Below are 21,497 nucleotides of genomic sequence, written 5' to 3' on the forward strand. Positions count from 1 at the left end.
ACGCGCCGGCTGTCATGCCAGTATCGCATCATCCGGCCCAGCGCTTACCTTGCCCGAAGGAAAAGAGACATGCCCATGCACGCCAAAGGCACCTTCGACGTGAAGATCACGCCGCAGCCAACACAGGAGGGCGTGGGCGATCCCAGCGTGGGCCGCATGGCCATCGACAAGCAGTTCCACGGCGATATTCAGGGACACGGCAAAGGACAGATGCTTGCTATGGGTACGGCTGTCGACGGTTCGGTGGGTTACGTGGCGATGGAGCGGGTCAATGCCAGCGTGCACGGACGTCAGGGCAGTTTCGCGCTGCAACATTGCGGCACCATGCACCGGGGCACGCCCGCGCTGACCATCGCCATCGTGCCAGACTCGGGTGCCGGGGAACTGGCCGGTATCGCGGGCACGCTTTCGGTCAATATCGCCAACGGTGTGCATTCGTACGATTTGCATTACACGTTGCCGGATCTGCCCTAGAACGTTTCGCCGTAGCCGCCATGGCGCTACGCTTCAGAACTCCCTCCATGGAGTGCCTTCCATGCGTAAGTTGATCCTTAGTTTGTTTGGATTGTTCATCGCCCAGGCGGCGCTGGCCTCACCGCAACTGGACAAGCTCACGTTGCCACCGGGTTTCCATGTCGCGGTGTATTCCGACCAGGTACCCAATGCGCGTGAGATCACGCTAGGTGCCAAGGGCACGGTATTCGTCGGCTCCAACAGCGCCGGCAAGGTTTATGCGCTCACTGACAGCAAGGGCGACGGTCACGCCGACAAGGTGCGGGTGATCGCCAGCGGCCTGCAACTGCCCGTGGGCGTGGCATTCAAGAACGGCGACCTGTACATCTCGGCAGTGAGCAAGATCCTGGTGTTGCGCGACATCGAGAACCATCTCGACAATCCGCCGAAGCCGGAAGTGATCTACGACAAGTTTCCCACTGAAACTCATCATGGCTGGAAGTTCATCGCCTTCGGTCCGGACGGCAAGCTCTACGTGCCCATTGGCGCGCCATGCAACGTCTGCGACAAGGGTAAGGACTACGCCAAGATCACGCGCATGAACGCCGATGGCAGCGGGCTGGAAGACGTCGCCTACGGCATCCGCAATACCGTTGGCTTCGACTGGCAACCCAAGACGAAGCAATTGTGGTTCACCGACAACGGTCGCGATCTCATGGGCGACGACATGCCCAGCGATGAGCTGAACCGCCTGTCGCATACCGGGGAACACTTCGGCTTTCCGTATTGCCACCAGGGCGACACGCTCGACCCGGAATTTGGCCAGGGCAAGAACTGCAAGGACTACACCCCGCCTGTCTACAAGCTGGGCGCACACGTCGCCTCGCTCGGTATGCGCTTCTATGAAGGTTCGCAGTTTCCGGCCAGCTACAAGGGCGCGATCATCATCGCCGAGCACGGCTCGTGGAACCGCACCAAGAAATCCGGTTATCGCGTGATGACCGTGCACCTCAACGGCGACAAGGTCACCGCCTACGAACCACTGTTGGACGGCTTCCAGCAGAACGAACAGGCGTGGGGCCGTCCGGCCGACGTGCAGCCATTGCCCGATGGCAGTCTGCTGGTAAGCGACGATCTCGCCGGCGCGGTGTATCGCGTCACCTACGAAAAGCCCTGACGCGGCGGCACCATGCTGCCGCTGAATTCATCGACATTTATCCAGGAGAACGACCTTGCAACTGCGTAGCGATAGTTTCGAACATGGGCAGCCGATGCCAGCGCGACTCGCCTTCGGCAAGCGCGGCGAACCGTTTGCTCTGTCGGACAATCTCAGCCCGCACCTTGCGTGGAAAGATGCGCCGCACGCCACGCGTTCGTTCGTGCTTATCTGCCTCGATTTCGATGTGCCCAGTAAGCCCGACGACGTGAACAAGGAAGGGCGCATCGTGCCGGCCGATCTGCCGCGCGTGGAGTTCGTCCATTGGCTGATGGCCAACATCCCGGTGGAGTGCGGCGAGCTGGCCGAAGGCGCGTGTAGCGACGGTATCGTGCCGCGCGGCAAGCGCGCGCCGTATGGGCCGCCCGGTAGCGTGCAAGGCAAGAACGACTACACCGGCTGGTTCGCGGGCGACACCGACATGGGTGGTGAATACCTTGGCTACGATGGCCCGTGCCCGCCGTGGAACGACTCCATCATTCATCACTACCACTTCCGCATTTACGCGCTCGATGTGGACAGTCTCCGACTTGCCGATGGTTTCACCGTAAACGAATTGCGTGCGGCGATGGACGGTCATGTACTGGCCGAAGCAGAGATCATGGGGACCTATGCGATAAATCCGGCAGCGGCCTGAACGGCGCTGGCGCGAGCGTGAACAGTGACCAAAGGCCAGCCCGGACTCAGGTCATTTTCACGCTCGCGAGGCATGCGCTGTGGATGAATGATGGTCGGACGATGTCATGTCCGCTGAGAGGATCGCATCATGCTCCACTACGCCCTGGTATTTCTGGTCATCGCCATCATTGCTGCCCTGTTTGGTTTCACCGGCATTGCCGGCGCGGCCGCGAGCATTGCGAAAATCCTTTTCGTCGTCTTCCTGATCCTGGCCATCATTGCGTTCTTTCGTCGCGCAAGCTGAGCGCTGGCGCAACAGAGCGGCATTGCCCGATGCGCTCGGCTGACTACTTTGGCTACAGTGAATGTCCGCTTCAACGGAGAACGTCATGAACAAGCAAGTCCAGGCGCACGAAGATGGCACGCCCGCCGATCGCATCGAGGAACGTGCCGAGCGCATCAAGCAGGCCACTACCCATGCCGTGACGAACACCAAGGAGGCCGTTGAACGCGCGGCCGACCATGTCGAGGAAGGCCTGCACCGCGCGACGGACAAGGCCGCTGACGCCGCCTCGCGTGCGTCCGAGAAGGCCGATGAGTATCGCCAGCGCAGTCGCGACGCCTACGACGGTGCCGTCGATCGCGCCGACGAATGGCTGGAGCTTGCGCGCGACTACGTGCGTGAGAAACCCGTGCAGTCGGTAGCTATCGCCCTTGGCGCCGGCTGGCTGCTTGGCCGCATACTTCGCCGCTGATACCCCTAGCGAAGCCGAGGACAGCGGATGGACCAGACCGGACGCGATGACGCGCCCGCCTCGCCTGACGAGACGCCACCCCCTGCGCCCCCCGGCCTGCTGGACGACATCGGCCGCCTCGGCCGTGCTTTCCAGAAGCTGTTCGGGGCTCAGCTCAAACTGTTGTCAGCGGAACTGGGGCTGGCGCGCAGCGCTGTCCATTGGCTGCTCGTTGCGGGGCTTGTCGCCACCGTAGCGGGCGTGGGCCTGGGTTTGACCCTGTTGGGTCTGATTGGCTGGTTGCTGGCGCAATGGTTTGGTTCCTGGACCTGGGCGCTGGCATCGTTGGCGGTGGTGGAGCTGGCTTTCCTCGGCGGCGCGTTACTGTTGTTCCGCCGGTGCATGCACTGGATGACCTTGCCGGCGACGCGGGGCGAATGGAATGCGATGATGCAGCAGACCCTGCGTCGTCCCGATCCGCAGGGCGAGTCCCGCCCGAAGGACCAGCCATGAGCCTCATCAAGCAATTGCACGCCGTACGCCATGCGCAAGGCCGCGTGCAGGAAGCTCGCGAGGAACTGGCCAAGCCGGCGCAGGCGCTGCTGTCGCGCGGTCAGCGCTATCCCCTCGCCACCGTGAGCGTGGCGGCGGGCGCGGGCTTCGTGCTCGGCCAGCTCAACGTGCATCCACTGCGTGTGCCGGGCTTGGGCGCGCTATTGAGCGGCACCGCTGCCGAGGTCGCCGGACAGGCCATGCGCATGGTGGCCGAGTTCATGCAGGACACCGGCGAGCCCACATGAACACGCCAATGCCGCCGGTCGCCGAAGGCGACGCGGCGCAGCGGGATCTGCCCGTGCAAGCCATGGTGCCCCCTCGCGAGCCGCGGCTGAACCTGCTGCGCGTGCAACGAACACAGAGCGCGCGCCGGCATCTGCGGGGCATCCGCATCGTGCTCAATATCTTTCTGGCGCTGGCGTTGCTCTACACGGTGACGATCACCAGCCAGTTGCTGATCCCCCTGGTGCTGGCCTCATTCATCGGCCTTGCGCTGAATCCCGTCGTCGCGCGCTGCGCGCATCTCGGCATTCCACGCTGGCTCGGCGCAAGCGTGCTGATGGTGGGCCTGATCGCGGCCATCGGCGCGGGCGTGGGCATGCTCACCCAGCCCGCCTTGGGCTGGGTGCATGAGGCGCCAACGGCCATTCGCAGCTTCATGCCGAAGTTGCACAACGCGCTGCAGCCACTGGAGGCCGCCAATCGAGCCACGCAGGGGCTTACCGGCCCGACACGCGTGCAGGGCACGGCGCAATCGCCCCTCTCCATCACCATCTGGGACGTAGTGGCCACCACGCCTAAAGTGCTGGCGGGCGTACTCACGGTGGTGCTGCTGGTGTTCTTCTTCCTCGTCTACGGCGACCTGATGTTGCGGCGACTGGTCGAGGCTTCACCCAGCTTCGGCTACAAGCGGCACGCCGTATCGGTGGTGCGCGGCATCCAGTACGAAGTCTCGCGCTACATTCTCACCGCCACGCTGATCAACGTGGCCCTCGGCGCAGTAACTGCTGGCATGTTGTGGCTGTACCACATGCCCGATCCGCTGCTGTGGGGCACCGTGGCCATGCTTGCCAACTTCATTCCGTACGTCGGGGCGATCAGCACCACCGCTGTGCTTGCAGTGGTGGGGCTACTCAACTTCAACCAGGCGGGCGCCGCCTTGCTGCCGGCACTTACATTCGCTGGGATCACCGCCTTCGAAGGCAACCTCGTTACGCCGTTTATCCAGGGGCATCGCATGCGGCTCAGCCCCATCGCGATCCTGTTGTGGCTACTCGTTTGGGGATGGCTGTGGGGCATTCCTGGCGCTTTGCTCGCCGTGCCCATGCTCACCAGCGCCAAGCTCGTAGCCGAACGCGTGCGCGGCTGGCGTTGGTTCGCCCGCATGGTGCAGCGCTGAACACGCCGTTGGCCATCCGCTTTGTGACCGAGCAGGATTTCGCTGCCTGGAGGCCATTGTGGGATGGCTATAACGCCTTCTATGGCCGTAGCGGCGACACCGCTTTGCCGGAGGCCGTCACGTGCACCACGTGGCTGCGCTTCCTTGATCCCGGTGAAGCCATGCATGCTCTGGTGGCCGAACGAGATGGCCAGCTACTCGGCCTCGCGCACTACCTGTTCCATCGAAGTACGACGAATCCCGCGGACAGTTGCTACCTGCAAGACCTTTTCACTGTGCCTGAAGCCCGCGGTCTGGGCGTGGGTCGCGCATTGATCGAAGCAGTCTACGCGCGGGCGCGCGAATCCGGCGCGTCGCGCGTGTACTGGCAAACACACGAAACCAATGCAACGGCGATGCAGCTCTACGACAAAGTAGCCCAGAAGTCGGGGTTTATCGTGTATCGCCAACCGCTGTAGTCTCGCGGCACATCATGTTCGGGATAGGTCAACGCCATGCAGCCGTGGACGATGGGAGCGAGGGCCGTTGCGTTGCTGCTGGCGTGTGTCAGCCCAGCCGTACTCGCTGAAGTATCCGCCGCTGAACCGCGGCCACTTTGTTCCCTTCCAACGAATAACGATGGCCCGCTGGTGCAGGAAACGACGCTGGCCGGCGTGCCCGCGATACTCCGCATACCTACGCATATCAGCAGACCACCGATCATCCTCTGGCATGGTTTCGGTCCGCCTGCGAGCGAGCGGGCGATGATGGACGCCCTGCCACTCGATGACGTGGGCGCGGTGAAGGTCTATTTGGGGCTGCCGTTGTTTGGCGCGCGTACACCCGACGGTGGCATGAAGGAAGTCGGGCGACGCCAGGCGGAAGATGTGGGCCTGCTGGTCTTTAAACCCGTGGTGGTCGGTGCCGCGGATGAGCTGCCGCACGTGGTGACTGCGCTGCAGAAGAACGGGTGCGTGCAACGAGGCGCTCCGGTTGCGCTGGTCGGTTTCTCTGCTGGTGGCGCGGCGGCGCTCGATGCGCTTTCGCAAAGCAAAGTCGCTATCGACGCAGCGGTATTCATCAATGCATCGACCGGTTTGAGCGCGTCGATACAGGCTTATGAGAAGGCGACCGGCAAGACCTATGCGTGGTCGCCCGCATCGCGGGAGCTGGCGCACGAAACGGACGCCGTTGACCATGTGGCGGAGATAGCCGCACATCGACCGGCACTGCTTTTTCTGCAGGGAACCGATGACTCGGTTATCGATTCGAGCGCGGCAAACCAACTGGTGGATCACCTCAAGCCGTTCTATGGCGAACACTTGCAACAAATACAGCTTGTACGACCTGCCGGGATGACCCATCAATGGGCCGCCGATCCTGCCGCACTGGCCGAAGTGCGGAAGACCGCAAGCGATTGGCTTGCTGGCCAGCATCCCTAGCTGCTTGGGTTGTGATGCAAGCTCGTTCTATTGATCGATGCCATGCGCCCGCAGCACATCACTGATATCGAACAGCCAGAGATTGCGTGAGCCGTTGAGTGGCTCCTGCAGTCGTTGCTGGAGCGATGTGGCGTCGTCCTGCGTCTTGGGGAAATGAACCTCGCCTTGCCGATTGCTGGAGACGTACAGCTCCCCAAAGCGGCGACCGAGCGAAGGCGCGTTCTCCAGCGACGCGCTGTTGACGTCTCCAGGAAGGTGCTCTGGCTTGCTCCAGTGCCCGCTCTTATCGCGGAAGGCGATGTAGATATCCGCGCTGCCGAGCGAATCGCCCTCGTTGCCTGCATAGACGAGGAAACGCTGCTGCGGATCGACGCTAGGATCCATGCGATTGTGATCAACACTGCCCAGGTCGACCCGCTCCGGGTCGGCGTAACCGTTTGCCGTCCGTCGTGCGACATAGATCTGGTACGCCTGGCCCGAATCAGGTCGATGCGCGGAGAAGTAGATATCGCCATTGGCCGCGATCGACGGGTTATAAATCATCGCACCATCATTGAGCGCACCATCGACGTGCATGGGCATGCCCCAGCGACCGTCCGACTGCTGCGGGACGTACCAAAGATTGGTACCGATGAAGGTGTGCCCGCCCATCTCGGCTATCACCGGCGTGCCGCCCGCGTGTGGTGGTCGGTTGGAAACGAAGTACAGGCGCTTGCCATCGGGCGACATGGCCGGTTCGGAGTCGTGCCATTGGCCGGAGAACGACGCCACTTCGGGCGTGCTCCATCCATCACCACGACGATGGGTGAGCAGGATGGTGTCGTCCTTCTCGGCGAAATCCGAGCGCATGAAATACAGCGTGTTGTTATCGGAACTCAGTGCTGCTGACGTCTCTTGTAGTCCGGTGGAGATAACGCCGGCCCCCACGAGTTCACCGGCCACCGCACGGGTGGCTGTGAGTGCGAGAGTTATGGACGTTATCAGGGCGAACGACTTGGAAAGCATGCACGGCACTCCTTCGAGCTGGGGACGGTGAAGCGACATCAGAGTGCATCACGATTCCGCGCAACGCAGCAGACCTGTGACCAGCGGCTGGCGGGCGGTGATAAGCGGTCGAGGCTCGCGTATCGGCGGTTAGGCCATGCCGAGTGCGCGGCGGGCCTGTATGCGGAAGCGTCGGCTGAGGTTGAGCCGGGTACCGTCCTGCAACACCACCTCGGCATTGCCTTGGAATAGCGGATGCACCTCACGGATACGGTCCACGTTCACCGCGGTACCGCGATGGATGCGCAGAAATCGACCCGGATCGAGCACCCCGAGCAAATGCCGCAACGACTCGCGATGAAGATAGTGCGTAGTTCCCGCATGGATATGCACGTAGTTGCCGTCCGCCCGCATCCAGTCGATGTCCTGGGCTGCGACGACGCGAATGTGTTCACCCTGCTGCACGCTAAGTCGTTGCAGGTAAGGCGACGCTGGTGCGGGCGCTGCGGTAGCCGCGGCTTCGCTCGTGTGCAGCCCTCGCCAATGGCGACGTACGCGCGCCATGGCCTGATCGAAACGTTCCTGATCGATGGGCTTGAGCACATAGTCGATCGCATTTGCGTCGAAAGCGCGCAAGGCGTGTTGGCCAAACGCCGTAGCGAACACCACCATCGGTGGGTGATCGCGCTTCAACCCTTGAAGAAGCCGGAAGCCATCCACGCCTGGCATCCGAATATCCAGAAACAGCAGGTCGGGATCAAGCGCCTCAATGGCCTGCCGAGCCTCCGTCGCATTGGCGCATTCGCCGACGATGGCGACATCGGTGTGGGACGCCAACGCCTGCCGTATCGCCAGGCGGGCCAGCATCTCGTCATCGACGAGCAGCGTTCGGATGGCGGGACTGTTCATGCTGCACACTCCCGGAACGGAAAACGCAGCTCGACGCGCGTGCCGCCTTCTTCCCTGCGTCGCATGTCCACGGTGGCAGCGTCACCGAATAGCATATCCAGCCGCGCACGCGTGCTGCCGATTCCGATGCCTTCCTTCGCGCCATCAGGCGGCAGGCCGATGCCATCGTCGTCCACGCGCAGCACTAGTGCGTCACCGTCGCGCCGCGTGGCGATCTGCAGGGTGCCGCGTTCCGTTTTGTCGAGCAGACCATGGCGGAGTGCATTCTCCACCAGGGGCTGCAGGATCATGTTGGGAACCATGGCCCGCATCGTGTCGACGGATACGTCCAGATGCGTGGTCAGGCGATCCTGGAAGCGCACTTGCTGGATGCCGAGATAGCAGTCGAGAAATTCCATCTCCCGCGAAAGCGGCACCTGCTGTGCGTGACGTTCTTCCAGCGTGAGCCGGAGAAAGTCGCTCAGGCGGGCGATCATCTGCCGCGCTTGCACCGGGTCGGCCAGCGCCAGAGCGGAGATGGCATTGAGCGTGTTGAACAGGAAATGGGGTTGCAACTGCACGCGCAAGGTTTGCAGCTGCGATTGCACCAGTTGCGTTTCCAACTGCGCGTTGCGCACCCGCTCATCGCGTAGTCGCCGTTGCGAATCGATGGCGCGAAGCACCACCAGCATCACGCCGTAAGTGAGCAAACTCAGGTGGAAGTTATAGGCAAACTGAATGCGCGCGAAGGCGCTGAAGGTCATATGAGGCTGCGACATCGGCGGCCCGCATAGGGTCCAGTAAATGGACAGCACCAGCGCTACCTCGGCCGCTGCGAGCAAGATGCTGGCGGGTGCATGCACGGCCCAGAAGCGGCCCCAGCTCCGGCTACCCTGATGCCCCAACCATGCCACTACTGGCGTGAGCAGCATCCATAGATAGGCGTTGGTGAGGTTCCAGGTAAGCGGGCGAATCCAGTTGAATGTCTCGCCTTCGCTGATCATGGACATGACCGAGCTGGCTGTATAGGACAAGCCCAGCAGGGTCCAGAAGGCGAAGACCAGTCCCCAGATCTTCCAGCGTGGCGCAGTCATCAGGTCGGACATGGAAGCCTCACCGGCGCAGGCCGCAGCAACAAACCGCCACAGTGTGGAACGCGGTATCGCCACGGCAACAGTGCCTGAAGGCGTGCCCGGCCATCAGCCGATGACGCAGGACGGTGGCACGCTGGGTGACGGCAGGCCGTGCGCGGCGAGCCACGGTGTCAGTGAGACGCGCCAGATGTGGTCGTCGCTGGTCACACCGTGCGCGGGCTCCGACGCTGGCAGGGCGCGATCGCTCGAGAAATACAGTGTCCGATGATCGCAGCCCAGCTGCGAGCCCATGCTGTGAGTGCCACCGTTGACGGTGTCGCCCAGGTCCTGCGGCTCGCTCCAGTTGTGCGCGGTATGGAACGCAATGGCCAGCCGATACGGCTGCTTGGGATCGTGTCGGATGCTGAAGACCATAAACGAGCGATCCGGCGCGATGGCGACATCGCGGACCTGCGCGTCCTTGTCACCCACTGCGACCGCGTACGACGCTTGGTACTGGCCGTTCTCATGGGTGGCGCGAAGCGGACGGATCACACCGTCGGGCGCGCAGCCGATGTAGTAGATGCTGTCATCTGCCGCGATGCTGGGGGCGAAACTGCTGTTGCAGGTGTTCACGGTAGCGGGGAGCCGTACGGGTTCGCTCCAGCCATCACCCTTCCGGTCGACGCGCCATAGGTTCAAGCCCTGGCCTGTCAGTACCTTTCCGTTATGCACTGCATCGATGGGCTGGCCATCCGGGGCTGCTGGCCGATTGGAGGTGAACAGCAGATAGGAGCCATCGGGCGCCATGGACGGATCGCCGTCACGCCAATGTCCGGAAAAAGGGGCCGGCATGGGCGCCGACCATTGGCCGTTGATGCGGTGCGAGACCATCACCGCCGCGCCTTTGTCCGTGCCACGCATGAAATAGACCGTACCGCCGTCCGGCGTAAACGCAGGCGAAGCGCTGTCACCGAGATCACCCGCCAGGAAGAGGGCTGGCACGGGTGGATCAGCGGGCAGAGGCGCCATCAGCGGCGAGATCGCCAACAACACCACGCAAATCATTTGTTGCCACATGACAGTCACTCTCCCGGACGCGCACGAATCTGGAACCGTGCATCAAGGTAGAGCTGGCCTCATGTGTCGTCGCCACTTCTGTGACAACCGGTATCCACCGCGCCACGAGCGGTTGCTCGTGGCGGTCGGCGGATAGTCAGTCGTGGGCCGCGCGGGTGTGGTTTTACCAATCGATGCGCTGACGATCGCGAAAGAAACCGCCATTGATCGCAGGGCGCGATGGCAGCATGGCTGCCCATACGATACCCGCGGCGCCGTCGGCGACAGGGCGGCCGCCATGGCCACCCATATCCGTTGCGACCCAACCCGGGCACACCGCGTTCACCAGGATGCCGCTGCCGGCGAGCTCTGTCGCGAGCATGCGCGTGTGGCTGTTGAGCGCCGCTTTCGATACGCGGTAGGCGGGGCAACTGGTGCCGTCGCTGTCGGCGGCACCGCAGCCGCTGGAGACGTTCACGACACGTCCGTAGCCGTGGCGTTGCATCAGCGGAAGCATGGCTTCCGTGAGTCGCCACGCCCCGAGCAGATTGGTTTCCAGTGCCTGCCGCACGAGATCGATGTCCACGGACGAGGCCTGGTTGTCGACGTCGAAATACGCGCCAGCGTTGTTAACCAGAATGTCGAGGCGGCCATGTTCACCGTCGATGCGAGCGGCGAGTTCGCGGACGCTCTCGGCGGACGTAACATCCAGCGGCACCGATACCACGGTGCCGCCTTCGCGTCGTAGTTGCCGTGCCGCCTTCTCGCCGAGCAGCGGTTTGCGCGCACCAAGCAGCACCGTGACACCAGCGGCAGCGAGTTGCCGCGAGATTTCAAAGCCCAATCCGCGATTCCCGCCGCTCACTAGCGCCACGCGTTGTGACGGTTCCGGTTCGGGTGCGAGCGTGCGGCGTCGCGATAGCCTCCCCGGAAACGCCACTGCGCTCATGGCGTCGCGGCCAGCTGGTCGCAACGCTCGGTGGTGCAAGCCTGCCAGCCACCGCCCAGCGCCTTGTACACCGATACCGCGCGCAGGTTGATCGACGCCTGTGCATCGGCGAGCGAGTCCTCCGCTTCCAGCTGCGTGCGCTCTGCGTCGAGCAATTGCAGGAAGTCGGCGGCACCTTCGTTGTAGCGGATGCGCGCCAGATCGGCGGCATGACGGCTGTTGGTCACCTGATCCTGCAACTTGATCACGCGATCGCGCTGCAGGTTGTAGCCAACAATAGCGTTGTCCACGTCTTCCACTGCTTGCAACACGGTGCGCTGGTAGTTCGCCAGCGCAGCATCCGAACGCGCTTCGCTCGCCTTCACGTTGGAGCGCACGCGCTGCACGTTCAGGCCAGACCACGAGATGCTCGGCGCAATCGACCATGCACGCGACTGCGGTCCACCGAAGTCGTTGCTGCGACCGGCGAGGAAGCCGAGGAAGCCACCCAGCGTGATGTGCGGGTAGTAGTCAGCCTTGGCTACGCCAATGCGTGCATTGGTAGCGGCAAGCTCGCGCTCGGCCACGCGCACGTCTGGACGACGCTGCAGCACGTCACCTGCGTTGCCGATATCCAGCGCCACGTCGATCGGCTTGAAGCCCTGCGGCGACAGGTCGACATCCAATTCGCCCGGGCGCTCGCCCAGCAATACCGCAAGCCGCGACGTGTCGTTCTGCGCTAGCGTCTGCAGCGTAGGCAACTGCGCTTCCACGAAGTTCAGTCGCGCTGTGGCGCTGGCCACGTCCTGCTCCGACACCGTGCCGATGTCATTACGGGCGTGGATGAGACGCAACGTCTCGCGCTGGTTTTCAATATCGCGGTTGGCAACGTCGATGCGTAGCTGCACGCCACGCAGGTCGAAGTAATAGCGGGCAACCTCAGCGAACAGTGTGACCTGTGCATCCTGCAGCGAGGCTTCGCTGGCGCCGGCATCCGCGCGAGCGGCTTCCACCGAGCGACGCACACCACCGAACAGGTCGATCTCCCAGCTCGCATCGAAACCGGCCTGATAGCTGGTGGCGGTGACGCGGTTGTCGGTGAAACCCGGCTGCTGCTGGCGGCTGCGCGAATAGTTCGCGACCGTTTCCACGTCCGGTATCTGCTGCGACTTGGCCACGCCAAGCAGCGCACGTGATTCACGCAGGCGTGCAAAAGCGATCTTCAGGTCAGGGCTGTTCGCCGCCGCGCGCTGGATAAGGGCATCCAGCGTCGGGTCGTTGAACTGCTTCCACCACTGCGCCTGGAAGGTCTGCGTGGACTCCTGCGTGTTGACGCCTTGCAGTGCCACCGGCTTTTCCTGCGGTGCGTGGTAGTCCGGGCCCACGCTGACGCAACCGGAAAGCATGATGGCGGCGGCTATGGCGGTCACTTTCTTGGCTGCCGAGCGATGTGAAGCCGGGCGGCAGGCGGCAGTTGTGCCAGCAGCGAGGTCCATGAAGCCAACGCCCGTTGCGAGGTTATCGCCGGATTGGCCCCTCACCCCAGCCCTCTCCCCGGTGGGGAGAGGGAGAAGTGAGGTTCTGAGGTTCTTGAAGAAAGACATATCAGTGCTCCTCGATGAGGTTGCCGGCCTGCACGTCGCGGGTGGCTTTGCGGGCGCGGCGGCGTTCGCTTATGCGTTCGCTCCAGCCGCGCACCATCACGTAGAACAGCGGGGTGAAGATCAGGCCGAAGAAAGTGACACCCAACATGCCTGAGAACACCGCCACACCCATCGCGTGGCGCATCTCCGCACCGGCACCATGCGACGTCACCAGCGGCACTACACCCATTATGAAAGCGAACGACGTCATCAGGATCGGGCGCAGTCGCAGGCGAGCCGCTTCCAGCACGGCCTGTGTACGGTCCATGCCTTCGATGATCTGCGCTTCGCGAGCGAACTCCACGATCAGGATCGCGTTCTTGCACGCCAGGCCAACGAGAACGATCAGGCCGATCTGGGTGAAGATGTTGTTGTCGCCACCGGACATCCACACACCGGAGATGGCAGACAGCAGCACCATCGGCACGATCAGGATCACCGCGAGCGGCAGCAGCAGGCTTTCATACAGCGAGGCCAGCACCAGGAACACCAACAGCACGCACAAGGGGAACACGAGCACCGCGGTATTGCCGGCAAGGATCTGCTGATAGGTCAGCTCGGTCCATTCGAAGGTCATGCCATTCGGCAGGTTCTCCGCCGCCAGCTTCTCGATCGCTTCCTGTGCCTGGCCACTGCTGAAGCCCGGTGCCGGTCCACCATTGATCTCGGCGGTCGGGTAGCCGTTGTAGTGCTGCACGCGATCCGGGCCCACGGTCTGGTTCACGGTGAGGAATGATCCCAGCGGAATCATTTCACCGGTGGCACTGCGCGTCTTCAGTTGCAGGATGTCCTTCGCTTCATGGCGATAGCCAGGTTCGGCGGACACGTTCACCTGATAGGTACGGCCAAAGCGGTTGAAGTCGTTTACGTAGAGCGAACCGAGGTAGGCCTGCATGGTCTGGTAGACATCGGCCAGATCCACGCCTTCTGCCTTCGCCTTTTCGCGATCCACGTCCGCATCGATCTGCGGCACGCTCACCTGATAGCTGGAGAACAGCCCTGCCAGCGTCGGTACCTTCGCGCTCGCCTGGATCAAGCCCTGGGTCTGCTTGTACAACTCCTCGAAACCTGCGTCCGAACGATCTTCCACCTGCAGGCGGAAACCGCCGATGGTGCCCAGGCCATTGACCGGCGGGGGCGGGAAGATCGCGATGTAGGCATCCTGGATGGATGCGTACTTCTGCTGCAGGGCCGCGGTAATCGCACCGGCCGACAGCGATGCATCGCGACGTTCCTCGAACGGCTTGAGCGTCACGAACACGATGCCGGAGTTGGTGCTGTTGGTGAAACCGTTGATCGACAAGCCCGGGAACGCGACGGCACTCTCCACGCCCGGCTGCTTGAGTGCGATATCGCTCATGCGGCGGATCACGTCTTCCGAACGATCCAGCGAAGCGGCATCCGGCAACTGTGCGAACGACACCAGGTACTGCTTGTCCTGCGGCGGCACGAAGCCGGTCGGTACGTGAGCAAAGCCGAACAGGCCGAGCACCACCAGGCCGCCATAGATGACCAGTGCAATGCCGCTCGAACGCAGAATGCGCTTCACGCCACCCACATAACGGTTTGCGCTGGTGACGAACAGGCGGTTGAACGGACGGAACAACCAGCCGAACGCACGATCGATAAACCGGCTCAGCTTGTCCTTCGGTGCACCGTGTTCCTGCAGCAGCAGGGCCGACAGCGCCGGGCTTAGCGTGAGCGAGTTGAAGGCCGAGATCACCGTGGAGATAGCGATGGTCAACGCGAACTGGCGATAGAACTGACCCGTCAGGCCGCTGATAAACGCCGCCGGCACAAACACCGCACACAGCACCAGCGCCGTGGCCACGATGGGCCCGGTCACTTCGTTCATCGCCTTGCGTGTGGCTTCCTTCGGCGACAGGCCATGCTCGATATGACGCTCGACGTTCTCCACCACCACGATGGCGTCATCCACCACGATACCGATGGCCAGCACCAGGCCGAACAACGACAACGCGTTGAGCGAGAAGCCCGCCATCAACATCACCGCGAACGTACCAATCAGCGACACCGGTACGGCGACCAGCGGGATGATCGATGCGCGCCACGTCTGCAGGAACAGGATCACCACCAGCACGACGAGCAGGATGGCTTCGAACAGCGTATGCACCACCGCCTCGATCGAACCGCGCACGAACACGGTCGGGTCGTAGACGATCTTGTAGTCGACGCCCTGCGGGAAATCCTTCTTCAGGTCCGCCATCAGGCCGCGGACTTCGTCGGAGATCTGGATGGCGTTGGAGCCTGGACGCTGGAAGATTGGCAGTGCGACGGCCGGCTGGTTGTTGAGCAGGCTGCGCAGCGCATAGCTGTTGGCACCCAGTTCGACACGGGCCACATCGCGCAGATGCACGAAGGAGCCGTCGGCGGCCTTGCGCACGATGATGTTGAGGAAGTCTTCCTCGGTGATCAGTCGGCCTTGCGTGTTGATGTTGAGCTGGAACGCCGCATTGGTCGGCCCAGGAGGCGCATTCAGCGCACCCGCCGCCACGGTGATGTTCTGCTCCTGGATCGCATGCACCACGTCACCCGTGGTCAGCTGACGTGTCGCCAGGCGATCCGGATCGAGCCAAACGCGCATGCTGTACTCGCCAGCACCGAAGATCTGCACATCGCCCACGCCATCAAGGCGGGCGAGCTGATCCTTGATGTGCAGGCGCGCATAGTTCGACAGGTACAGCATGTCGTAGCGCTGATCCGGCGAAATCAGGTGCACCACCATGGTGAGATCGGGCGAGCTCTTCTGCGTGGTCACGCCAAGGCGTTGCACTTCCTCAGGCAAGCGCGGCTGCGCCTGCGCGACGCGGTTCTGTACCTGCACCTGTGCGTTGTCCAGATCCGTGCCCAGCGCAAAGGTGACGGTAAGCGTCATCTGGCCGTCGCTGGTGGACTGCGAGCTGGTGTAGAGCATGCCTTCCACGCCGTTGATCTGTTCTTCCAACGGTGTAGCGACGGTTTCGGCGATCACCTTGGGGTTGGCGCCGGGATAGGAAGCACGCACCACCACGGTCGGCGGCACGACTTCGGGGTATTCGCTGATCGGCAACTTGAACAGCGCAATGCTGCCCGCGATGACAATCAGCACGGAGAGGACGCCAGCCAGGATTGGCCTGTCCACAAAATATTGGGCGAGTTTCATTGCATTCGTCCTGGTTGCTCTTAAGCACCATTCCCGCGCGAGGCGGGGACTAACGGGTGCGTTGTTCGCTATATGCGGAGACAAAGCGGCCCTGGCCCTCTGCTCAAAACGAGAGAGGGCGTCCATTTCTTGCTAACCAACCATCTAAGCCGTCATCCCGGCGCAGGCCGGGATCCAGTAGCGATGGTGCTCATACGTGCGAGCACCTTCATGCGTTGTCGCTACTGGATTCCGGCCTGCGCCGGAATGACGAATCGCTATTGCTGCTGCGCCGCCTTGTTGCCGCTGGCGACGCCTGCCATCGCTACCTGCTTGTTCGGATCCAGGCTGCGCGTTTCCATGGCTACCTTGGTCGGGTTCACTTCCACGCCCGGACGCACGTGCTGCAGGCCGTTGACGATCACCGTGTCCTTGGCGTCCAGACCTTCGGTAACTACGCGCAGGCCGTCCAGTAGCGGGCCGGTGACCACGCGGCGGTATTCCACCTTGCGATCCTTGTCGACCACGTACACGTACTTGTTGCCCAGGTCGGCGCCGATGGCGCGGTCGTCGACCAGCGCACGCGGCTGGCGGCTGTCGCTGCGCAGCTGGATGCGGACGTACAGGCCCGGCGTGTAGCTGGCGTCGGCGTTGTCGAACACGGCGCGCAGGCGGATGGTGCCGCTGCCGGCGCGCAGCTGGTTGTCGACAAAGTCGACGCGACCGGTGTGCGGAAACCCTTTCTCATCCGCCAGCGCCATCGAGATCTGCGGCGAGTTGCCGTGTTCGCGACGCTGACGATCGAACTTCAGGTAGCTGTGCTCGTCGACGTCGAAGTAGGCGTAGATCGGGTCGACGCTCACCACGCTGGTCAGCACATCAGTGCTGGTTACCAGGTTGCCCGGCGTCACCAGGGCGTTGCTCACGCGGCCGTCGATCGGCGCGCGGATCTCGGTGAAGTTGAGGTTGAGCTTGGCGGCGTCGAGCGCGGCGTTGGTGGAGGCCACCTGCGCCTTGGCGCTTTGTGCGGCGGTCTGCTGGCGGTCGGCTTCTTCCTTGGCGATGGCGTGCTGATGGAGCAGACGGTCAGCGCGCTCGCCGTTGGACTGGGCCAGTACCTGGTTGGCCTTGGCTTCGGCCAGATTGGCGCTCAGGCGATCCACCTCGGCCTGGTAGGGGCGGGGGTCAATGCGGAAAAGAAGATCGCCTTTTCGCACGATCGCCCCTTCCTTGAAGTGCACCGAGTCCACATATCCACCCACGCGGGGACGCAGTTGGATGGTGTCGACCGCCTGCAGGCGACCGGTGAATTCGTCCGCATCGTCCACCGGGCGTACCAGTACCTGGGCCACCGTCACGGCGGGCGCCGGCGGGGGCCCAGCCTGGGCGTGGGTATCACCGCTGTGGCTGAGCAAGGCCCAGCTACCGCCCACCGCGGCAAGGGCGAGTACGGTGAGGATCCATCGTTTGTTCATGTTGGGCTCCCTGGATTGGACTCGTCGAAGTAGGGGTTCCCCGACGATCAGGGGCGGAAGATTAGGTGTACTATCTGGTTCAATAAATGCCTTTTGATGCAATGCAATAGTGACTGTCAGTCACGAATAGGGTAAAAATCCAGCCTATGGAAGACTTTGCCGCAATCTCCGCGTTTGTCCGCGTGGTCGAGGCCAAGAGCTTCGCCGCCGCCGCCGCCCAGTTGGGCATGACCCCTTCCGGGGTCAGTCGCGCCGTGTCGCGCTTGGAAGAACAGCTTGGGGCACGGCTGTTGTTCCGCTCCACACGTTCGCTGCGTTTGACCGACGATGGGGCCTCGTTCCATGCACGTTGCAAGGAAATCCTCGCCGATCTGGCCGAGGCGACCGAGGCCCTGGGCTATGCCAGCCGCAAGCCAACCGGCAAGCTGCGCATCGGTGCGCCGGCTGCGGTGGGCCGCACGGTGATCATCCCCAGGCTGGCGGAATTCGAGCAGCGCTACCCGGATATCCGGTTGGAGCTGTCGATGTGCGATTACCCCTACGACCTCAACGAGGAAGGCATCGATTGCGCGGTGCGTGTGGGCCCGCTGGAGGACTCCAGCCTGATCGCCCGCAAGATTGGCTACCTGCGCAATGTGATCCTGGCCTCGCCGGACTACCTGGCGATGCACGGTGCTCCGCAGAGCATCGAGGATCTGAAGAATCATCGTTGCATCAACTACGTGCAGCCCAATGGCCGGCCTCGTCAGTGGCAGTTCGATACGCCGAGTGGGCAGGTGGGTGTGGATATCGATGCGCACTTACTGATCAATGACGCCGAATCGGTGATCCAGGCAGTGGTCTCCGGTCTGGGCATCACCCAGGCGCCGAACGTGATCGCTGCCTGCATGCTCGATATCGGCAAGCTCGAGCAGGTGATGACGGACACCATCTCCACCGGCAAGCCGGTCTGGATCGTCTACCCGCAGAAGAAGCACCTGTCCGCCCGCGTGCAGGCCTTCATCGAATGGGTGCGCGAAGTGTTCGAGCAGACCAACGAACCGGGCAAGCACAAGAAGCCGATGGTGTCGGTGGTGCCGGAGCGGCTGAGCGCCTGACCCTTGCAAGGGCTTGTTTCGACGGCCCTTCATGATTCTTCATTCGCGTTTCCGACGCTTCATTCGGCGTGCTGCTGGGCTTGGCTCCGTCCTTCCACGGAGTTGAGACCATGGCTTCACCTTGCACGCGATGGCTGCTGACCCTGACGCTGGCCATTCCGGCCCTCGCCCTAGCCGACTATCAGCCGCCGCTTGCCCGCGACGATGGCTGGCGGGTGACCGACGCACGGGCCGTCCACTGGAACATGGCGTCGCTAACCGCGATGGAAGCGAAGCTGGGCGATGCTGGCTACAAGGGCATCACCAGTGTCCTGATCGCCCAGCGCGGCAAGCTGGTCTACGAGGGTTACTTCAACGGCGGTGAACCGGGGCGGCTCAACGATGTGCGATCCGCCAGCAAGAGCGTGACCGCATTGCTGGTGGGTGCAGCGATGGATCGCGGCCTGATCCCGGACATACACGCGCGTGTCTACGATTTCTTCCCGGACAAGCGCCCCATCCAGCATCCAGACCCGCGCAAGCAAGCCATCACCCTCGAAGACTTGCTGACCATGAGTTCCCTGTGGGAATGCGACGACGACAATGCATTCTCCAGCGGCAATGAGGAGCGCATGTATGTCAGCGAGGATTGGCTGCAATTTGCGCTGGACCTGCCGATCAAAGGCTTCGCACCCTGGATGAGCAAGCCGAAAGATAGCCCGTACGGCCGCGCCTTCTCCTACTGCACGGCGGGCGCGTTCACTCTGGGCGCCGTCGTCGAGCGCGTAACGCACAAGGGCCTCGGCGCGTTCGCCGCGGAAGCCTTGGAGAAACCACTCGGCATTACCGACGTGCAGTGGAACCAGTCCCCATTGGGCATCGGCATGGGCGGTGGAGGGACACGCTACCGCAGCCGCGATCTGGCCAAGCTGGGCGAGCTAGCGCTGGACGAAGGCCGCTGGCAAGGGCGACAAGTGATATCGGCAGCCTGGATCAAGCAGATGCTGACACCGCATGCACAAGCGCGCGAGGATGCCGATTACGGTTATCTGTGGTGGTGCTTCCGCTTTCCCGTGCATGGCACCGATCAAGTGGCATGGGCGATGTCTGGCAATGGTGGCAACTACGTGCTGGTGATGCCTTCGCAGCAACTGGTCGCGGTGATCACCAGTACGGCCTACAACCAGCGCAACGCTCACGCGCAATCGCAGGAGATCTTTCGCGAATACGTGCTGAAAGCATTGCCGTAGGTGCGTCAGGGCGATGTCCGGCGCAATTCTGGCGGGCACCATGTCGCCGCCAGCACGCGCTGTCGCTGTTCTGCCACGCGGCGGTTGATCGACTCGATCGCCGCTGCGAACCGTGGATCGGACGACAGCGGTTTGAGCAGCGGTGACACTTGAAGGTACGCGCTGTCGCTATAGCCGTTTTGCACGCTTGTTTGCACGGCATCGAGCGCGGCGTCCCGCTGCCCCTGCGCCTGCAACAGGATCGCTAGCTCGAGCCATTCGCCTGGATACAGCGTGTGGTGCGCCGCTTCGTTGCGCACGGAAGCGATGCGTGTGGCGAACCAGCTTTCGTCCGGTGTGTTCGCGCCGTAGAGACCTACTAGCGACCCCGGTAATCCCATCTGAGGGCGCAACTGCTGTGCATGCGTGAATGCCGCCAGTGCCGCGATGCGGTCGTTGCGAAGCAGAGCCAGTTCACCTTGCAGTACGTACAACTCCACATGGGGAGTATTGCGCGCCATCGCTTCGTCCAGCGCTTGTTGTGCTTCTACGAGGCGACCATGCAGGAACAGGTGGCGTGGCCACGCGATGTTGGAGAACACGTTGTCGGGATAAAGCTGGAAACTGCGCGCAAGGCGCTTTCCCGCCTCTTCGTCAAAACCCAGCAGCGCCATCTCGCGGGCGATCTGTACCTCGCGGAAGCGCACGCGTGAGGCATCGCCGTGCATATCCAGGTTGGTACGGAGCGCGTCGTCGAGTCGTCCCCGTTCCTGATAGAGATAGGCCGCCGATGCGCGGCTGGCATTATCGGAGGGATCGAGGGTGAAGGCTTTCTCGTAGGCCTTGGTGGCTGCATCAATGTCGCCCAGGCAATCGCGTGCATAGCCCAGAGCCGACCACGCGGAAGCGCGCGACGGTTCGATGGAAACCGCCTCGTTGGCCAAGTTCTGCGCCTGTTGCGCCCATTGATAGGGAAAGTTGTAGAGGCAGACGCGTGCGCTGTAAGCGCGGCTGAGGCCGATCCGTGCGTCGCGATCTTCGGGAGATGCGGCCAGCGCCTGTTGATACAGCGCAATGGCGCGTTCGTTGTTGTCGCGTTGTCCGATGCCGGCGTAGTAGTTAGCGCGTTGCACCAGCTCCTGCGATGCGGATGGCCGGGAAGGTCGCGGTGATGCAAGCCACCAGGCGAATCCCACGATGGCGATGACGAGCACCGCGATGGCCGGAACCATCCATCGCCGCGAGGTGAGGGATGTCGTGGCGTGGGCGTCTTCGGCCACCTTCGGCATCTCGCATAACTGATAGCCGCGCCCACGCACGGAGCGGATGTAACGCGGCGAACGACCGTCATCACCCAGCGACTGGCGCAACAGCTTCACGCGCTGCGTGACGGTTTCTTCGTTGACGACAGCAGGTGCCCAGACTTCGGCAATCAGCGTATCGAAGTCCACCACGTCTACGCCGTGGCGCAGCAAGCAAGCCAGCAATCGGAACGAAAGGCCCTGCACATCCACCGTCACACCATCGCGGGTAACGCGCTGGCGTTCCACCTCGATAGTAAGGTCCAGCAGGCGATAGTGCAGGGCGCTCATGCGAGGACGAGG

At 62.8% G+C, this 21,497-nt stretch carries 21 protein-coding genes; 12 read left to right on the forward strand and 9 right to left on the reverse strand.

Annotated features, from left to right (window positions below):
• The first annotated feature begins 69 nt into the window (after nt 1-69).
• The 10 genes from DyAD56_RS12875 (at nt 70) to DyAD56_RS12920 (ending at nt 6,396) form a co-directional block, all read left to right on the forward strand.
• A complete protein-coding gene (locus DyAD56_RS12875; protein WP_102303175.1) occupies nt 70-474 on the forward strand; it encodes a DUF3224 domain-containing protein in 405 nt (134 codons plus the stop codon).
• A gap of 61 nt (nt 475-535) precedes the next feature.
• Entirely contained in the window at nt 536-1,630 is a 1,095-nt protein-coding gene (locus DyAD56_RS12880; protein WP_102303176.1) for a PQQ-dependent sugar dehydrogenase, read from the forward strand.
• 55 nt (nt 1,631-1,685) lie between these two features.
• Nucleotides 1,686-2,306: a YbhB/YbcL family Raf kinase inhibitor-like protein gene (locus DyAD56_RS12885; RefSeq protein WP_102303177.1), complete on the forward strand. Its 621-nt coding sequence runs from the start codon at nt 1,686-1,688 to the stop codon at nt 2,304-2,306.
• 129 nt (nt 2,307-2,435) lie between these two features.
• On the forward strand, nt 2,436-2,591 hold the full coding sequence (locus DyAD56_RS12890; protein WP_102303178.1) for a DUF1328 domain-containing protein: 156 nt from the start codon (nt 2,436-2,438) through the stop codon (nt 2,589-2,591).
• An 85-nt stretch (nt 2,592-2,676) separates the two neighbouring features.
• Nucleotides 2,677-3,042 (forward strand): DUF883 family protein, encoded by a 366-nt coding sequence (locus DyAD56_RS12895; protein WP_102303179.1) that lies wholly within the window; start codon nt 2,677-2,679, stop codon nt 3,040-3,042.
• A gap of 27 nt (nt 3,043-3,069) precedes the next feature.
• Nucleotides 3,070-3,534, forward strand: a complete 465-nt coding sequence (locus tag DyAD56_RS12900) for a hypothetical protein (RefSeq protein ID WP_102303180.1) — start codon at nt 3,070-3,072, stop codon at nt 3,532-3,534.
• Complete coding sequence (locus DyAD56_RS12905) at nt 3,531-3,821, forward strand: hypothetical protein (protein WP_102303181.1); 291 nt, start codon at nt 3,531-3,533, stop codon at nt 3,819-3,821. The genes DyAD56_RS12900 and DyAD56_RS12905 overlap by 4 nt, the downstream gene beginning before the upstream one ends.
• A 62-nt stretch (nt 3,822-3,883) precedes the next feature.
• Nucleotides 3,884-4,975 carry an AI-2E family transporter gene (locus tag DyAD56_RS12910; protein ID WP_102303203.1) on the forward strand — a complete coding sequence of 364 codons (1,092 nt, stop codon included), beginning with the start codon at nt 3,884-3,886 and terminating at the stop codon, nt 4,973-4,975.
• Nucleotides 4,976-4,983: 8 nt separating this feature from the next.
• Nucleotides 4,984-5,433: a GNAT family N-acetyltransferase gene (locus DyAD56_RS12915; protein ID WP_233202407.1), complete on the forward strand. Its 450-nt coding sequence runs from the start codon at nt 4,984-4,986 to the stop codon at nt 5,431-5,433.
• 36 nt (nt 5,434-5,469) lie between these two features.
• Nucleotides 5,470-6,396: a prolyl oligopeptidase family serine peptidase gene (locus DyAD56_RS12920; RefSeq protein WP_146010500.1), complete on the forward strand. Its 927-nt coding sequence runs from the start codon at nt 5,470-5,472 to the stop codon at nt 6,394-6,396.
• Between the two features lie 27 nt (nt 6,397-6,423).
• On the opposite strand, the gene DyAD56_RS12925 is transcribed toward DyAD56_RS12920, so the two are convergent.
• The 8 genes from DyAD56_RS12925 to DyAD56_RS12960 form a co-directional block, all read right to left on the reverse strand.
• Nucleotides 6,424-7,401: a PD40 domain-containing protein gene (locus DyAD56_RS12925; protein WP_102303183.1), complete on the reverse strand. Its 978-nt coding sequence runs from the start codon at nt 7,399-7,401 to the stop codon at nt 6,424-6,426.
• 129 nt (nt 7,402-7,530) lie between these two features.
• A complete protein-coding gene (locus DyAD56_RS12930; RefSeq protein WP_102303184.1) occupies nt 7,531-8,289 on the reverse strand; it encodes a response regulator in 759 nt (252 codons plus the stop codon).
• Nucleotides 8,286-9,374, reverse strand: a complete 1,089-nt coding sequence (locus DyAD56_RS12935; protein ID WP_233202408.1) for a histidine kinase — start codon at nt 9,372-9,374, stop codon at nt 8,286-8,288. Before DyAD56_RS12935 ends, DyAD56_RS12930 begins: the two co-directional genes overlap by 4 nt.
• A 93-nt stretch (nt 9,375-9,467) precedes the next feature.
• Nucleotides 9,468-10,421 (reverse strand): PD40 domain-containing protein, encoded by a 954-nt coding sequence (locus DyAD56_RS12940; RefSeq protein ID WP_102303185.1) that lies wholly within the window; start codon nt 10,419-10,421, stop codon nt 9,468-9,470.
• 163 nt (nt 10,422-10,584) lie between these two features.
• On the reverse strand, nt 10,585-11,349 hold the full coding sequence (locus DyAD56_RS12945; protein ID WP_233202409.1) for an SDR family oxidoreductase: 765 nt from the start codon (nt 11,347-11,349) through the stop codon (nt 10,585-10,587).
• Complete coding sequence (locus tag DyAD56_RS12950; protein ID WP_102303186.1) at nt 11,346-12,824, reverse strand: efflux transporter outer membrane subunit; 1,479 nt, start codon at nt 12,822-12,824, stop codon at nt 11,346-11,348. Before DyAD56_RS12950 ends, DyAD56_RS12945 begins: the two co-directional genes overlap by 4 nt.
• A 109-nt stretch (nt 12,825-12,933) precedes the next feature.
• Nucleotides 12,934-16,134, reverse strand: coding sequence for an efflux RND transporter permease subunit (locus DyAD56_RS12955; protein ID WP_102303187.1), 3,201 nt, complete (start codon nt 16,132-16,134; stop codon nt 12,934-12,936).
• Between the two features lie 257 nt (nt 16,135-16,391).
• The gene (locus tag DyAD56_RS12960) at nt 16,392-17,588 is read right to left on the reverse strand and encodes an efflux RND transporter periplasmic adaptor subunit (protein ID WP_102303188.1); all 1,197 of its coding nucleotides are present in this window, start codon (nt 17,586-17,588) and stop codon (nt 16,392-16,394) included.
• A gap of 146 nt (nt 17,589-17,734) precedes the next feature.
• On the opposite strand from DyAD56_RS12960, the gene DyAD56_RS12965 reads away from it, so the two are divergent.
• Both DyAD56_RS12965 and DyAD56_RS12970 read left to right on the forward strand, forming a co-directional pair.
• Complete coding sequence (locus DyAD56_RS12965) at nt 17,735-18,685, forward strand: LysR family transcriptional regulator (RefSeq protein ID WP_102303189.1); 951 nt, start codon at nt 17,735-17,737, stop codon at nt 18,683-18,685.
• 245 nt (nt 18,686-18,930) lie between these two features.
• Nucleotides 18,931-19,914, forward strand: coding sequence for a serine hydrolase (locus DyAD56_RS12970; protein WP_233202411.1), 984 nt, complete (start codon nt 18,931-18,933; stop codon nt 19,912-19,914).
• A gap of 5 nt (nt 19,915-19,919) precedes the next feature.
• Here the strand turns inward: DyAD56_RS12970 and DyAD56_RS12975 are convergent, their stop codons facing one another.
• Nucleotides 19,920-21,485 (reverse strand): winged helix-turn-helix transcriptional regulator, encoded by a 1,566-nt coding sequence (locus DyAD56_RS12975; protein WP_102303191.1) that lies wholly within the window; start codon nt 21,483-21,485, stop codon nt 19,920-19,922.
• Nucleotides 21,486-21,497: the final 12 nt, after the last annotated feature.

Origin of the sequence: Dyella sp. AD56 (assembly GCF_002878475.1) — a bacterium.
Lineage (GTDB): Bacteria > Pseudomonadota > Gammaproteobacteria > Xanthomonadales > Rhodanobacteraceae > Dyella.